At 73.4% G+C, this 14,121-nt stretch carries 13 protein-coding genes and 1 tRNA gene; 9 read left to right on the top strand and 5 right to left on the bottom strand.

All coding sequences use genetic code 11. From position 1 onward, the window contains the following. Positions 1 to 38 precede the first annotated feature (38 nt). Positions 39 to 659: an NADPH-dependent F420 reductase gene (locus ACIG47_RS07015; RefSeq protein ID WP_397430201.1), complete on the bottom strand. Its 621-nt coding sequence runs from the start codon at positions 657 to 659 to the stop codon at positions 39 to 41. Positions 660 to 755: 96 nt separating this feature from the next. Between ACIG47_RS07015 and ACIG47_RS07010 the strand changes: the two genes are divergently transcribed. Both ACIG47_RS07010 and ACIG47_RS07005 read left to right on the top strand, forming a co-directional pair. Next, entirely contained in the window at positions 756 to 1,238 is a 483-nt protein-coding gene (locus ACIG47_RS07010; RefSeq protein WP_397430200.1) for a MarR family winged helix-turn-helix transcriptional regulator, read from the top strand. A 202-nt stretch (positions 1,239 to 1,440) separates the two neighbouring features. Further along, positions 1,441 to 1,749, top strand: a complete 309-nt coding sequence (locus tag ACIG47_RS07005) for a hypothetical protein (RefSeq protein WP_397430199.1) — start codon at positions 1,441 to 1,443, stop codon at positions 1,747 to 1,749. A 198-nt stretch (positions 1,750 to 1,947) separates the two neighbouring features. Here ACIG47_RS07005 and ACIG47_RS07000 read toward each other — a convergent pair. Next, positions 1,948 to 2,035, bottom strand: a tRNA-Leu gene (locus tag ACIG47_RS07000). Positions 2,036 to 2,150: 115 nt separating this feature from the next. Further along, complete coding sequence (locus tag ACIG47_RS06995) at positions 2,151 to 2,795, bottom strand: TetR/AcrR family transcriptional regulator (protein WP_397430198.1); 645 nt, start codon at positions 2,793 to 2,795, stop codon at positions 2,151 to 2,153. A 115-nt stretch (positions 2,796 to 2,910) separates the two neighbouring features. On the opposite strand from ACIG47_RS06995, the gene ACIG47_RS06990 reads away from it, so the two are divergent. Continuing rightward, complete coding sequence (locus ACIG47_RS06990; RefSeq protein WP_397430197.1) at positions 2,911 to 3,879, top strand: alpha/beta hydrolase family protein; 969 nt, start codon at positions 2,911 to 2,913, stop codon at positions 3,877 to 3,879. Between the two features lie 119 nt (positions 3,880 to 3,998). Beyond that, the gene (recQ, locus tag ACIG47_RS06985; protein WP_397430196.1) at positions 3,999 to 5,867 is read left to right on the top strand and encodes a DNA helicase RecQ; all 1,869 of its coding nucleotides are present in this window, start codon (positions 3,999 to 4,001) and stop codon (positions 5,865 to 5,867) included. A gap of 12 nt (positions 5,868 to 5,879) precedes the next feature. Here the strand turns inward: recQ and dinB are convergent, their stop codons facing one another. Both dinB and ACIG47_RS06975 read right to left on the bottom strand, forming a co-directional pair. Next, positions 5,880 to 7,136 carry a DNA polymerase IV gene (gene dinB / locus ACIG47_RS06980; protein ID WP_397430195.1) on the bottom strand — a complete coding sequence of 419 codons (1,257 nt, stop codon included), beginning with the start codon at positions 7,134 to 7,136 and terminating at the stop codon, positions 5,880 to 5,882. Between the two features lie 44 nt (positions 7,137 to 7,180). Further along, a complete protein-coding gene (locus ACIG47_RS06975; protein WP_397430194.1) occupies positions 7,181 to 7,987 on the bottom strand; it encodes a DUF1963 domain-containing protein in 807 nt (268 codons plus the stop codon). Positions 7,988 to 8,264: 277 nt separating this feature from the next. On the opposite strand from ACIG47_RS06975, the gene ACIG47_RS06970 reads away from it, so the two are divergent. From ACIG47_RS06970 to ACIG47_RS06950, 5 genes are all read left to right on the top strand, one after another. Beyond that, positions 8,265 to 8,921 (top strand): GntR family transcriptional regulator, encoded by a 657-nt coding sequence (locus ACIG47_RS06970; RefSeq protein ID WP_397430354.1) that lies wholly within the window; start codon positions 8,265 to 8,267, stop codon positions 8,919 to 8,921. 164 nt (positions 8,922 to 9,085) lie between these two features. Next, a complete protein-coding gene (locus ACIG47_RS06965) occupies positions 9,086 to 10,414 on the top strand; it encodes an MFS transporter (protein WP_397411728.1) in 1,329 nt (442 codons plus the stop codon). Next, on the top strand, positions 10,411 to 11,319 hold the full coding sequence (locus ACIG47_RS06960; protein ID WP_397430193.1) for a dihydrodipicolinate synthase family protein: 909 nt from the start codon (positions 10,411 to 10,413) through the stop codon (positions 11,317 to 11,319). The genes ACIG47_RS06965 and ACIG47_RS06960 overlap by 4 nt, the downstream gene beginning before the upstream one ends. Beyond that, complete coding sequence (locus tag ACIG47_RS06955) at positions 11,316 to 12,464, top strand: mandelate racemase/muconate lactonizing enzyme family protein (protein ID WP_397430192.1); 1,149 nt, start codon at positions 11,316 to 11,318, stop codon at positions 12,462 to 12,464. Before ACIG47_RS06960 ends, ACIG47_RS06955 begins: the two co-directional genes overlap by 4 nt. Next, positions 12,455 to 14,092 carry an aldehyde dehydrogenase (NADP(+)) gene (locus ACIG47_RS06950; RefSeq protein WP_397430191.1) on the top strand — a complete coding sequence of 546 codons (1,638 nt, stop codon included), beginning with the start codon at positions 12,455 to 12,457 and terminating at the stop codon, positions 14,090 to 14,092. The genes ACIG47_RS06955 and ACIG47_RS06950 overlap by 10 nt, the downstream gene beginning before the upstream one ends. Positions 14,093 to 14,121: the final 29 nt, after the last annotated feature.

Below are 14,121 nucleotides of genomic sequence, written 5' to 3'. Positions count from 1 at the left end.
CACTCGTGTTCCGGTCGTGAAGCCTCAGACCAGCATGATCAGATCAACGTGAATCCGCCGGTCCAGGGGGTCTTCTCGGCGGCGGCCAGCGTGATGCCGAGGAACGCGAGAGCCTCCAGCTCGCGCGCCCGCTTGAGCGCACCGGCGTCCACGGCCCGCAGGCCCGCGGCCGTCACCAGGTCGACCACCGCCTGCTTCGCCGCGCCGTCGTCGCCCGCGACCAGGACCGCCGTCACCAGCGGACCCGCCTCGCCGGTGGCGATCGTGGCCCCGAAGTTGGCGTTGAAGGCCTTGACCACGTGCGCGTCGGGCACCGCGTCCTGGATGACCCGGGTGGCCGAGGAGTCGGCGGGCACCACGAGGTCGTCGAACGTGGAGAAGTCGACCGGGTTGGTCACGTCGACCAGCGTCCTGCCCGCCAGCCGGCCCTTGTACTGGTCGAGCACCTCGGCCACGGCCTGGTACGGCAGCGCCAGCACCACCACGTCGCCCGTGATCGCGTCGCCCACCCGGCCTGCCTCGGCGCCCAGCGGTGCGGCGACCGTGGCCGCCTTCTCCGGGTCCCGGGCGAGCACCTGCACCCCCGCCCCCGCCTTGCTCGCCAGCGCGGCGACCGCGCCGCCGATGTTGCCTGCCCCGATGATCGTCACCGTCGTCATGTCGTCCATCCTTTGGTTGTTGCGACAACTTATGGGTCGAGTGCCCACACGGTCGCACACACTTGGTTGTCGCATCAAGTAACGTACGATGAGGCCATGGCATTCCAGGTCGCCCGCATGACCAAGCAGGAGTCCGACGCCTGGCTGGGCATCGTCACCGTGTGCCAGCTGCTCCCCACGGCCCTGGACTCCCAGCTCCAGCGCGACTCGGACATGACCCACTTCGAGTTCTTCGTGCTCAGCGCCCTGCGCTTCGCCCCCGAGAGCACGCTGCGCATGACCGCCCTCGCCGAGACCACGAGCGCCACCCTGCCGCGGCTGTCGCACGTGTGCTCACGGCTGGAGAAGCGCGGCCTCGTCCACCGCTCCCCTGACCCGGACGACCGGCGAGCGACCAACGTCCAGCTCACGCAGACCGGCCGAGCGGCGCTGGTCCGCGCCATGCCCGGCCACCTCGCCACCGCCCGGCGCCTCGTGATCGACGCGCTCACGCCGGAGCAGCTGGACGCCCTGGCCGAGGTGACGGCCGTCATCCGGGACAGGCTGGACGGGCACCTGCCGTTCGACACGACCGGATGACGCCTCGGGCTCGCGGGATCGGTTCGACGCCGTGCGCTCTTGTGGTCGAGGCACGGGCCCGTGACCACAACCCGAGCCCGTTCACCAGGGCCGAGCCCGGTGGGCTCGGAGATCGAGCCAGCCCGGTGGGCCCGGAGATCGAGCCATAGGATCGACGAGATGGTCGTCAGACCACCCCAGGTGCACGACAGGAGACAGCACGATGACCGCGGACGCCCGATACGAAGCTCTCCGAACCGCTCTCGAACAGGACCCGGACCTCGACGTCACGGTGCGCGACGGAGCCCTCGTGGTCCGCCAGACAGCATTCGCCTTCCTGGCGGGCACCTCGCTCGCCGTCCGCCTGCCCGCCGGCCGCGCGGAAGATCTCATCAAGCGCGACATCGCGGTGCTCCTCAGGCACGACCCCGGCGCCGACTGGGTGACGATCTCGGACCCTGAGGACTGGCCGGAGCTCGCCGCCGAGGCCCACGAGCTCGCCAGCGGCCACCAGCCCGGCAACAGGTCGTGACGCTGGTCCGGTACCCGGCACGGCCACCGGATCAGAGGCTCATCAGGCACGATGGCACGGAGCAACGACATGCCGGCGACATGTCGCAGAGACAAGAACGCCCCCGCCTGGAGCAGGGCGAGGGCGTCATACACGCAGCAGTGAGTACACGCGGTGCTCACGAGAGACCCGCAACTCAACATCTCCGCAGGTCATCAGTGGTGTCCGGAGGGGGACTTGAACCCCCACGCCCGATAAAGGGCACTAGCACCTCAAGCTAGCGCGTCTGCCATTCCGCCACCCGGACAGGTGGACCGATCCCGGCGTTTCCGCCGTCCCGGTGCGTGGAAAAACATAGCACGCAGGACGCGTCGGTTCCGAATCGAAAAGCGTGTGACCTGGGCCGCGCGCCAGGATCCGCCTCAGCGCGCGCCCGGCACCGGCGAGACCTCCCCGCACGCCGGCCCCTGGTCGCCACCCTCGGCGAGCACGCCGGCCACGAGCAGCTGGGCCAGGCGCGACGCGTCGTAGCGCAGCGCGTCGCACCCGCCGATGGACAGGTTCCCGATGCCGCGCATGAGCATGTAGCCGGTCACGCGGCCCGAGGCGGCGGGGCCCACCGCGGCCTCCAGCAGCGCGTCGCACACCGGCACGAGCCGGTCGATGAAGTACTCGTGCAGCGCGTTCGCGCCCTCCCCCGCGTCGGCCCCGAGGGCATCGGCCAGTCCGTGCTTGGTCACGAGGAAGTCGACGAAGCCCGCCACCCAGCGGCGCAGGGCCTGGCCCGGGTCCCCCGCCTCGCGCAACAGGGCCGGCCCGGCCTCCGCGAGCGCCTCCACCTGATGCCGGTAGACGGCCACCACCAGCGCGGGCCGGGTCGGGAAGTGCCGGTAGATCGTGCCCATGCCCACCCCGGCACGGGCGGCGATGAGCCGGACGGGGGCGTCCACGCCGTCCGTGACGAACACGGCGGCCGCGGCGTCCAGGAGCGCCTGCTCGTTGCGCCGGGCGTCGGCGCGTCGCGCGCGGGAGGTCGTGTCGGCCGGGGTGGGGTCAGACGTCGTCATGGGTCACCTTCGTCGATGCTTGCTAAACGGAACAGCGCTCCGTATGATCCGGAACGGCGCTCCGCTTCCATTCTCCCGGGCGGAGGCCCTCCATGCAAAGGACGGCACACCCACCATGAGCACCACCCCCGCAACAGCCATCGGTACCCCGATCGTCCGCGCCCTGGACGACGTCGTCGGCCACGGCGAACCCGTCGTCTCCGTCGCGCCGGTCACGCTCGACTCCCCCGGCCGCGCCCGCCCGCTCGAGGTGCGCGTCTCCGCCCCTGTCACCGGCACGGACCTGCCGGTGCTCCTGTTCTCCCACGGCAACGGCTGGTCCTACGACGGGTACGCGCCCCTGACCGCGTTCTGGGCCTCCCGCGGGTTCGTCGTGGTGCAGCCCACGCACCTGGACTCGCGTCGCGACGGCATCACGTTCGACGACCCCCGGTTCGGTCAGGTCTGGGCCCGGCGACGCGAGGACCTGGTGAGCGTCCTGGACCAGCTCGGCACCGTCGAGGACGCCGTCCCGGGCCTCGCCGGCCGGGTCGACCGCGATGTCGTGGCCGCGGCCGGCCATTCCTGGGGCGGGCAGACCGTGCAGATGCTGCTCGGCGCGCGCGTCCTGGACGAGGCCGGCCGGCCCGGTCCGGACTGGACGGACCGGCGCGTGCGCGCCGGCGTCCTGCTGGCCACGGCCGGTCTCGCGGGTGACGAGCTGCAGCCGTTCGCCCGGGAGCACTTCCCGTTCATGAACCCGTCGTTCGCCGAGCTGACGACGCCCACGCTGGTCGTGGCCGGTGACGCGGACCAGTCGCAGCTCACCAGCCGGGGGCCCGACTGGTTCACCGACGCCTACACCCACGCGCCCGGGGCCACCGACCTGCTCACGTTGTCCGGGGCGGCCCACGGCCTGGGCGGCATCTCGGGCTGGGAGGCCGCCGAGACCACCGACGAGAACCCGGAGCGCGTGGCGGTCCTTGCCCGCCTGACCACGGCGTACCTGCGCACCGCGCTGGACCCGGCCGATCCCTCGTGGGCACGGGCGAGCACCGCTCTGGCCGACGTCGGCGGCTCGGTCGGTCACGTCGAGTCCAAGTAACCGCCCGGACACGTGCTGCGCCACGCCGTGCGCCCCGACTCGGTGGACGTCGACCGTTGTCCACAGGGTCCACACCACCAGGGCGGCCGGTGTCACCGGCTCCTGGCACACTGGCGGCCATGACTTCACCGGACGGCGCCCCGACCGCACCCGCGCTCGACCTGGCGCCGACCCCGCTGGACGTGCTGCGCGACGTGTTCGGCTACGACGCCTTCCGCGGCGACCAGCAGGAGATCATCGAGACCGTCACGGGCGGCGGTGACGCCCTCGTGCTCATGCCGACCGGCGGCGGCAAGTCGCTGTGCTACCAGATCCCGGCCCTGGTACGACGGGGCACGGGCGTGGTGATCTCACCACTGATCGCCCTCATGCAGGACCAGGTCGACGCGCTGGCGGCGCTCGGCGTCCGGGCCGGGTTCCTCAACTCCACGCAGAACCCGGACGAGCGACGCGAGGTGGAGCAGGCCTACCGGTCGGGCGAGCTCGACCTGCTCTACCTCGCGCCCGAGCGCCTCGGCGTCGAGTCGACCGCCCGCCTGCTCGACCAGGGCACCATCGCGCTGTTCGCGATCGACGAGGCGCACTGCGTGTCCCAGTGGGGTCACGACTTCCGCCCCGACTACCTGCGCCTGAGCGAGCTGGCGGAACGCTGGCCCGGCATCCCCCGCATCGCCCTGACCGCCACGGCGACGCGGCACACGCGCGAGGAGATCGCCACGCGCCTGGGCCTGGCCGACGCGCGGCACTTCGTCGCGAGCTTCGACCGGCCCAACATCACCTACCGCGTCGCGCCCAAGGACAACCCCGGCCGGCAGCTCCTGGACCTGCTGCGCACCGAGCACGCGGGTGATGCGGGCATCGTCTACTGCCTGTCGCGCGCATCCGTCGAGAAGACGGCCCAGCAGCTCACCGAGCAGGGCATCCGCGCGCTCCCGTACCACGCGGGGCTGCCGGCCCCCGTGCGCGCCGCCAACCAGTCGACGTTCCTGCGCGAGGACGGCGTCGTCATGGTCGCCACCATCGCGTTCGGCATGGGCATCGACAAGCCGGACGTCCGGTTCGTCGCGCACCTCGACCTGCCCAAGTCGGTCGAGGGCTACTACCAGGAGACCGGCCGCGCGGGGCGCGACGGCCTGCCGTCGACGGCATGGCTCGCCTACGGCCTGGCCGACGTGGTGCAGCAGCGCAGGATGATCGCGGAGTCGGAGGGAGACCTCGCCCACCGCCGCCGCCTCTCGGCGCACCTGGACGCCATGCTGGCGCTGTGCGAGACCGTCGAGTGCCGGCGGGCCCAGCTCCTGCGCTACTTCGGTCAGGAGCATCCGGGCGGGTGCGGTGCGTGCGACACGTGCCAGAACCCGCCGGAGGCGTGGGACGGCACCGTCGCGGCCCAGAAGCTGCTGTCCGCGGTGTACCGGCTGGACCGCGAGCGCAACCAGCGGTTCGGCGTCGGGCACGTGGTGGACATCCTGCGCGGCAAGGCGACGCCGAAGATCACGCAGTGGAACCACGACGAGCTCACCGTGTTCGGGGTCGGGGAAGACCTCTCGGACGCGGAGTGGCGCTCGGTGGCCCGCCAGCTCCTGGCCCAGGGGCTGCTGGAGGTCGACTCGAACCACGGCACCCTGCTGCTCACGGAGGCCAGCGGTGAGGTGCTGGGCCGGCGCCGTGAGGTGCGGATGCGGCGCGACCCGCGCCCCCAGGGCGGCGCCCGCCGGCCGGCCCGCGCGGGCGGGACCCGCCCGGAGGCCGCGGCGCTGTCGGACGCCGACCAGGGCGTCTTCGAGCGGCTGCGCGCATGGCGTGCGGCGGCCGCCAAGGAGCAGGGCGTGCCCGCCTACGTGGTGTTCCACGACGCGACGCTGCGCGCGGTGGCCACCGAACGGCCGGCGGACCTGGACGCGCTGAGCGGGATCAGCGGCGTGGGACAGGCGAAGCTGGACCGCTACGGCGCGGGCATCCTGGCGGCGCTGCACGCCACGGACTGACCGGGGCCGCGCTCACAGGTCGTGCTCGGCGAGCTCACGGAACTCGTCGGGCACGACGCCGCCACGGCGCAGCACCACCGGGAGGTAGCCGACGGCGTCGGTGCCGAACCGCGAGCGGATCGCGTCCACCGACTCGTCGACCGCACTGCGCGCCACGCCCGGCCCGGAGCCGGGCCGCCACGGGTCGGGCGGTTGGAGGTCCAGCTCGAGCTGGACCGCCGTCTGGTCCACGATGTTCGAGACGGAGACGCCGAGCAGCGTGATCTCGCACGGGGCCGCGTCCTCGATGGCGGACCAGGCCAGCCGCACCGCCACCTCGGTGAGGGTGAGCGTGGCGGCGACCGGGACCGGCAGCGTGAGTGACCGCGTCGCCCGCTGCATCCCCGCGAACCGGACCGCCACCGTCACCGTGCGCCCCGCGCGCTGCTTGGCCCGCAGGCGCCGCGACACCCGGTCGGACAGGTGCGCCAGGACCGCCCGGACGTCCTCGGGCTCCGGAGCGCGCCGGCTCAGGGCCGACTGGGCTCCCACGGAGCGGGCGCGGCGGCTGGTCACGACCCGGCGGGCGTCCTGGTCCTGCGCCATCGCGCTGATCTTGTGGCCCACGGCGTGCCCGAGGATGTGCTCGACCGCGGACGACGGGGTGCGCGCCAGCTCGCCGATCGTCCGGATGCCGAGGTCGGCGAGCCGCTGTCCGGTCACGGGACCCACGCCCCAGATCAGGCCGACGGGCAGCGGGTCGAGGAACTCGCGCTCGGCGCCCGGGTCGACGACGACCAGCCCGTCCGGCTTGGCCACCTGGGAGGCGATCTTGGCGAGGTGCTTGGTCCGTGCGGCACCGACCGAGATGGGCAGACCCACCTCGGCACGGACGCGCTCACGGATCCGCGCCCCGATCGCGGCGGGTGGGCCGAACAGGTGCGTCGCCCCCGACACGTCGAGGAACGCCTCGTCGATCGAGATCCGTTCGACCGTCGGCGTGAGGTCGGCCAGGACCGCCATCACGGCGTCACCCAGGCGCTGGTACTCCCCGAAGTGGCCCCGCACGAACACGAGGTCCGGACAGAGCCGGGCTGCTCGCCAGCCCGGCATCCCGCCCTGGACCCCGTGGACCTTGGCCTCGTAGGAGGCCGCGAGCACCACGCCCCCGCGCGGCCCGCCCCCGACGGCGACCGGGCGCCCGCGCAGCGCAGGGTCCAGCAGCTGCTCGACCGACGCGTAGAACGCGTCCAGGTCGGCGTGCAGGATCGTGGCGCCGGGCTGGGACATACGGCCATGGTACTCGAACGCGTGTTCGACCCCTGGCGAGGCCGTCAGGGATTGGCGTACATCTGCACCAGGACCCGGTCGAACCGCTCCGCCTCCAGGTCCTGGCGCGTGATCGTCCAGTACAGGACGCCCATCGGCACCCCGACCCACTGCGCGAGCACGACCCAGTCCTCGGGGCGGGAGCGGTGCTCGCCGGAGCCCTCGTACGCCGAGGCACGAGCAGGGTCCCCGTACCCGTCGAAGTCGTAGGCGTGCCCGCCGAGCTGCCACTCGCCACCGCCGTCGGACTGCTCGGACCAGACCTCCTGGAGCACGCTGGCCCAGGGATGCCCGGCGGCACTCTCGGCGTCGAGCGGGCAGGTGGGCAGGGACACCCCGGGGACCAGCCGAAGGTCGCCGGTCCGGCGCAGGGTCGCGTCCAGGTCTGCGGGCGAGTCGAACTCGTACGGCTCGTAGTCGGGCGCGGCCTCCCGCGCCTCGACCGGAGCTCCCGCCGGGACGTACACGGCGCCGCCCGGCAGCACCACGTCGTCCAGCTCGACGTTCGCGAACAGGAGCACGTGGCCACCGGGCGGCAGCGGCAGGTCGGTGGCACCCGGCGGGATCGCCGCGAGGTCGAGCGTGACGATGAGCTGGTACTCGTCGGAGCGGTCGGGTCCGTACACCGTGGCGGGCGTGGGGACGTCCGGCGGGAGCATCAGGGGCGTGCCGAGGCGGCCCACGGCCGGGCCGCCGCCGTCGCGCGCCGTCCGCAGCATCGGCCGGGCCAGACCCAGCCACCGGTCGACGTCGTCCGCCGGGACGCCCCGGTCGATCGCCTGCTCACGAAACCGGTCGAGCCACCTCAACACGCCGGCCGGAAGGTGCCGCACCGGCCCGGGCAGCACCCCGGCGCCTACCCTCCGGCCCGCCGCCCGCCCGCCGGCACCGCCCTGACCTGCCGCTTCCCCATCACCTCTGTGCATATCGGGAGTTTACGGACACCCTTCAGGTGCCAGCCGACAGCCGCCCGGCCCACCCCGCTGAGATTCGTTCAGCAGGCCATGGGCGACCCGCAAGCACCCGATGACCACCAGCGGCGTCTGCTGAACGACGGACAGGACCAACCATCCCCCGCCGTCATATATGATGTACGACGTGACCACGACTCCCCCGGCCGCCCTCCCCTCCCGGACCGAGCACGCGCTCGCGACCATCAAGGAGGGCATCCTCAGCGGCCGCCTCGCCGCCGGACAGCCGCTGGTCGAGGCGGAGATCGCGACCGAGCTCGCCATGTCCAAGACACCGGTCCGCGAGGCGCTCAAGACCCTGGAGATGAGCGGGCTCGTCGTCGTGCGGCCCTACGTCGGGGTGCGGGTGCGCGAGCTGACGCAGGAGGACGCCGTGGCCATCTACGAGACCCGCCTGCTGCTGGAGCCCGAGGCCACCCGCCGCAGCGTGCTGCGCGGCATGGACACGGCCGCGGCCCGGGCCGCGCTGGAACGCGCTGCCCGGGCGACGGAACCCGCGCAGCGCAGCCTGGCCAACCGGGCGTTCCACGCGGCGCTGTGGGGCGCGTCCGGCAACACGATCCTGATCGGCATGCTGGAGGGCCTGCGGGACCAGACGGCGCTCGCCGCGGTCACCACGTGGGCCAGGCAGCCGAGCTGGCGCGACGAGGCGCAGGAGCACGAGCGGATCCTCGACGCCGCCGAGGCGGGCGACGCAGACCTCGCCGCCGACCTGACCCGCCGGCACATCGCCGGCTTCCTCGACCGGCTCCACCAGGGAGGTGCGACCGACTGACCCGCAGGATCTGAGCCGCGAGCGCCGGCCGGCCACAGTGCCTCAGGCCGGCAGGAGCGGTACGCACGCGAGGTGCAGCCCGTTCACCGCCAAGTTCCCGGGCCGCACCTCTGGAACGTGTGCTCCATGGCGGAGCACGCACGTCACTCGATGGAGGAGCAACGATGCTCAATAGTACAAAGCAGCCCGCGCCCGTCGCGGCCCGTGCCCGGCGCAGCCAGATGCGCTGGACGATCGTCGCGTTCTCGGCGCTCGGGCTCACGATCGCCTACCTCGACCGCGCCGCCCTGAGCGTGGCACTGCCGTTCATCGCGGAGGACTTCCACATCAGCCCGGCCGTCCAGGGCGTGCTGCTGTCGTCGTTCTTCTGGACCTACGCCCTGTTCCAGGTGCCGTCGGGCTGGCTCCTGGACAAGTTCGGACCGCGCGTCATCTACCCCATCGCCGTGGGCTGGTGGTCTCTCTGGACGGCGCTGACCGCCGTCGCGACGGGCGTGACGAGCCTGATCGTCTTCCGGCTCGGCCTGGGGATCGGCGAGGCACCGGTGCAGCCGGCGAACATCAAGGTGGTCTCCACCTGGTTCCCGCGCCGCGAGCGGGCGTTCGCCTCCAGCCTGTTCGACATGGGTCAGCAGATCGGGTCGGCCCTGTCCATCCCGATCGTCACCTCGATCGCGGTCTTCGCCGGGTGGCGCTGGACCTTCGTGGTGATCGGTGCCGTGGGCCTGCTCTGGATCGTGGGCTGGCTCGCCATCTACCGCGCCCCGCAGGACCACCAGCGCGTCAACGCCGCCGAGCTCGACCACATCCGCTCCGACCAGGCCGAGATGGTGCGGCACAGCGGCGAGGAGGTGCGCTGGAGCACGCTGCTGCGCGACAACCAGACCTGGGCGCTCCTGCTGGGTTACGTCTTCCGGTCGCTCGCCGGTGCGTTCTTCCTGACCTGGTACCCCAGCTACCTGCTCAACGAGCGCGGGTTCACCGAGGCCGAGTTCGGCATGGTCGGCGCCCTGCCCGCCGTGATCGCCATCGGTTCGACCGTGCTGGGCGGCATCGTCTCCGACCGTATGCTCGCGAGCGGCCTGTCCCCGAACGTCGCGCGCAAGGTGCCGATCATCTCCGGCCTCGTGCTCAGTGCGTGCATCGGGTTCAGCCCGTTCGTGGAGAGCAACGTGGTGCTCATGGTGATCCTCACGGTCTCCAGCGCCGCGCACTCGTTCGCGGGTGCCGCGATCCTCAGCCTGCCGGCCGAGGTCTCCCCCAGTCCCGAGCGCGTGGGCTCGCTGGCCGGCTTCCAGAACTTCGGCTCGCAGCTCGGCAACCTGATCAGCCCGATCGCCATCGGCCTGGCCCTGACGGCCTCGGACGGCTCCTACCTGTGGCCGCTCGTGTTCGCGGCGATCAGCTGCCTGGTCAGCGCCGCCGTCTACGGCTTCTGGGTCCGCATCAAGCCCGTCGAGCAGCAGGACACCCCTCAGAACGGAGAATCATGACCGGGTACCACGACGTCGTCGAACGCCTGCGGACGGTCGTCGGCATCCCCGTCGTCCCCTACGCGCCCGACGGTTCCGTCGACCTCGCCCTGACCGGGCGGCTCGCCGGGCGCCTGGTCGACGCCGGGCTCGGCGCCATCACACCCAACGGCAACACCGGCGAGTTCTACGCCCTGAGCCCGCAGGAGCGGGCCGACGTCGCCCGCACGGTCACCGACGCCGCGGGCGACCGGGCCGTGGTCGTCGTCGGCGTGGGGCTGGACCCGGCCACCGCACAGGCCGAGGCGCGGGCGGCCGCCGAGCTGGGCGCGCACGCCGTGATGGTGCACCAGCCGGTGCTGCCGTACATGTCACGGCAGGGCTGGGTCGAGTACACGGCCGCCGTCGCGCACGCCGTGCCCGGACTCGCCGTCCTGCCCTACGTGAGCTCGCCCGTGATCCGGGGCACCGACATCGCGGCGCTGGCGCAGGCCGCGGCCAACGTAGTGGGCATCAAGTACTCCGTGCCGGACCCGGTGGCGTTCGCCGAGACGGTGCAGGACACGGACGCCGACCTGCTGTGGATCGCGGGGCTCGCCGAGTCCTACGCGCCGTCCGCGTGGCAGGCGGGCGCCCGCGCGTTCACCTCGGGCCTGGTCAACGTGGCGCCCGACGTCTCGTTCGGCCTCCTGGACGCCCTGCGGCAGGACGACGCCGCCCGCGCGTCCGCGGTGTGGCGGCGCATCCGGGAGTTCGAGCAGCTCCGGGCCCGGGACCGGTCGGCGGACAACGTGTCGGTGGTCAAGGAGGCCATGCACCAGATGGGCCTGTGCGACCGCTCCGTGCGGCCGCCCAGCACCACCCTGGGCGAGCCCGACCGCGCCGCGATCACGCGCATCCTCGACGACTGGAAGGCCTCGGCATGACCACCGGAACGAAGATCGCCCGGCTGACCACCTACCTCCAGCGGGTGGGCAACCGCCCGCGGGTGCTGCTGCGGATCACCACCGACGGCGGCCTCGACGGCTGGGCCGAGATCTACAACCACGGCCCGGACCTCGCCTACCCCGCGATCATCGAGTACATCGCGGACCAGGTCACGGGCCTCGACGCGACCCGCGTCGCCTACGTGAACCAGCTGCTGCACCAGTCGGCACGGTTCCCGCAGGGAGCGCTGGGCCTGGCCGCCATCGCCGCGGTGGACCACGCCCTGTGGGACATCGCCGCGAAGGCCGCCGGCGTGCCCGTGTACCAGCTGCTCGGCGGCGCCGTCCGCGACCGGGTGCGGGTGTACGCGGGCCTGTACGACGCGCCCGACGTACCGCAGCTGGTCGAGCGCACTGCCACGCTGCACGAGCACCACGGCGTGGACGCGTTCAAGCTCAGCCCCTACCGCCGCGACCTGCACCGGTCGCGGTTCGGGCTGGTCGCCCGGGAGCTCGGCGACTGGTTCGGGCAGATCCGCGAGAGCCACCCCGAGGAGTGGGAGTTCGCGTTCGACGCGCACGGCTGCCTCTGGGAGCCGCGCCAGGCCGTGGACCTCGCGGCGGCGCTGGCGCCGAACGAGCCGCTGTTCCTCGAGGAGCCCATCCGCCCCGAGTACCTGCCGGCGTGGGGCCGGATCCGCGCGGAGATGACGGTGCCGCTCGCCACGGGCGAGTCCCTGTACTCGCCGAACGAGTTCCTGGGCCTGCTGACCGTGCAGGGCGCCGACATCGTCCAGCCCGACATCGCCGTGGTGGGCGGGCTGACCCAGATGCGCAAGATCGCCACGCTGGCCGAGGCGCACGACGTGCCCGTGGCGCCCCACAACCCCATGGGCCCGCTCGCGACGGCGGCCAACGTGCACTTCGCGGCGGCCACGTGGAACTTCTCGATCCTCGAGTACAAGCCGGACGACGTCTCCTGGTGCCACGACCCGTACGTGCCGGTCGACGGGCACCTGGAGCTGCGGCCGGACCGACCGGGCTGGGGCATCGAGATCGACGAGTCCGCGCTGGCCACCGACGACTGGGTGCACTGGGAGCGCACGGTGCCCGTGCGCCGGGACGGGTCGACGGCATGGATGTGACGACGCCGGGCGCGGCGCCCGATCCGCAGGCCGTGACCAGCCGCGACGCACGCACGGGCCAGGTCGTGGAGCTGCCCGTGCGGGAGACCCTGCCCGCTGCCCTGGACGAGGTGGCCCACCGGGCCGCCGCGGCCGCCGACGAGCTCGCCGCGTGGCCCCGCGCCCGGCGCGCGGAGCTGCTGGACGCGCTCGCCGACGCCCTCGACGCCGAGCGTGCCGCCCTGGTCGCCGAGGCCGACCGGGAGACCGCCCTCGGGCCCGCGCGGCTCGGCGGCGAGCTCACCCGCACGGCCTACCAGCTGCGCACGTTCGCGCGCGTGGTGCGCGACGGCGGCTACCTGGAGGCGACGATCGACCACGCGGGCGACACCCCCATGGGCCCGCGCCCCGACCTGCGCCGCATGCTGGTGCCGCTCGGTCCCGTGGCCGTCTACGCGGCGAGCAACTTTCCGTTCGCCTTCTCCGTGCTCGGCGGCGACACCGCCTCGGCGCTGGCGGCGGGCAACCCCGTCGTGGTCAAGGCCCACCCCGGGCACCCCGCGACGTCGGAGCGCGTGGCGCGGCTGGCCGAGCGGGCCGTCGCGGCAGCCGGTGCGCCCGAGGGCACGTTCGCGCTCCTGCACGGGTTCGACGCGGGATCCGCCCTCGTGTCGCACCCCGCGATCCGGGCGGCCGGGTTCACGGGGTCGCTCGCCGGCGGGCGGGCCCTGGCCGACGCCGCCGCCTCGCGGCCCGCGCCCATCCCGTTCTACGGGGAGCTGAGCAGCATCAACCCCGTCCTGGTCACGCCGGCCGGCGCGCGGGAGAACGCCGACAGCTTCGGCACGGGGCTCGCGGCGTCGGTGCTCCAGGGCGGCGGGCAGTTCTGCACCAAACCGGGGCTCGTGCTGGTGCCCGCAGGCGACGCCGGGGATTCCCTGGTGGACGCGCTCGGCCGCGCCGTCCAGCGGGCGCCCGCCCTGCCCGCCCTCACGGCGGGGATGGCCCGGGCCTACGCGGACGGGGTGGTGGCCCGGTCGGCAGACGCCGCCGTCGTCGCACGCGGGCGGGACGACGGCGGGCACACCGGGTCCGACGTCGCGGCCGACGGCGGTGCGCCGCACAGCCAGGACGTCGGAACCACCCGCCCGGCCCTGCTGGAGGTCGCCGCGAGGTCGGTCACGCCACGCCTGGTCGAGGAGTGCTTCGGCCCCCTCGCCGTCGTGGTGCGCTACCGCGACGAAGCCGAGGCGGTCGCCGTCGTCGAACGGGTCGAGGGGTCCCTCACCGGCAGCATCCTCACCGGGGGTGCTTCCGACCGGGACCTGCCCGCCGCGCGCGCCGCGCTCACCCGACGCGTCGGGCGGGTGCTGTACGACGGCTTCCCCACCGGGGTCGCCGTCACCTGGGCCCAGCACCACGGCGGACCCTGGCCGTCGACGAACACGCTGCACACCTCCGTGGGCGCGACGGCGATCCGCCGGTTCCTGCGCCCGGTCGCCTGGCAGCAGGCGCCCCAGCACGCCCTGCCACCGGAGCTGCGGGACGGACCGGCGGTCGTGCCCGTCCGGGTCGACGGGGAGCTGGTGCTGCCCGACGGGTCCACTTCACCCGCTGCCCCGGGGGCGCCCCTGGGTTCCCCGGCGTAGCGTCGCGGGTACCGCAGCACCAGGCGGTG

The organism is Promicromonospora sp. NPDC052451 (genome assembly GCF_044547525.1).
In the GTDB taxonomy this organism is placed as follows: domain Bacteria; phylum Actinomycetota; class Actinomycetes; order Actinomycetales; family Cellulomonadaceae; genus Promicromonospora.
The sequence above is the reverse complement of the archived record's forward strand: the minus strand, read 5'-3'. Positions and strand labels throughout refer to the sequence as shown.

Excerpts from the sequence above, each read along its gene's own strand:
- ACIG47_RS06990 (WP_397430197.1), top strand. The coding sequence starts at position 2,911 with ATGAGCACCACCCCCGCAACAGCCATCGGTACCCCGATCGTCCGCGCC.
- ACIG47_RS06950 (WP_397430191.1), top strand. The coding sequence starts at position 12,455 with ATGGATGTGACGACGCCGGGCGCGGCGCCCGATCCGCAGGCCGTGACC.
- recQ (WP_397430196.1), top strand. The coding sequence starts at position 3,999 with ATGACTTCACCGGACGGCGCCCCGACCGCACCCGCGCTCGACCTGGCG.
- ACIG47_RS07010 (WP_397430200.1), top strand. The coding sequence starts at position 756 with ATGGCATTCCAGGTCGCCCGCATGACCAAGCAGGAGTCCGACGCCTGG.
- ACIG47_RS06960 (WP_397430193.1), top strand. The coding sequence starts at position 10,411 with ATGACCGGGTACCACGACGTCGTCGAACGCCTGCGGACGGTCGTCGGC.
- ACIG47_RS07005 (WP_397430199.1), top strand. The coding sequence starts at position 1,441 with ATGACCGCGGACGCCCGATACGAAGCTCTCCGAACCGCTCTCGAACAG.
- ACIG47_RS07015 (WP_397430201.1), bottom strand. The coding sequence starts at position 659 with ATGACGACGGTGACGATCATCGGGGCAGGCAACATCGGCGGCGCGGTC.
- ACIG47_RS06965 (WP_397411728.1), top strand. The coding sequence starts at position 9,086 with ATGCTCAATAGTACAAAGCAGCCCGCGCCCGTCGCGGCCCGTGCCCGG.
- ACIG47_RS06955 (WP_397430192.1), top strand. The coding sequence starts at position 11,316 with ATGACCACCGGAACGAAGATCGCCCGGCTGACCACCTACCTCCAGCGG.
- dinB (WP_397430195.1), bottom strand. The coding sequence starts at position 7,136 with ATGTCCCAGCCCGGCGCCACGATCCTGCACGCCGACCTGGACGCGTTC.
- ACIG47_RS06995 (WP_397430198.1), bottom strand. The coding sequence starts at position 2,795 with ATGACGACGTCTGACCCCACCCCGGCCGACACGACCTCCCGCGCGCGA.
- ACIG47_RS06970 (WP_397430354.1), top strand. The coding sequence starts at position 8,265 with ATGTACGACGTGACCACGACTCCCCCGGCCGCCCTCCCCTCCCGGACC.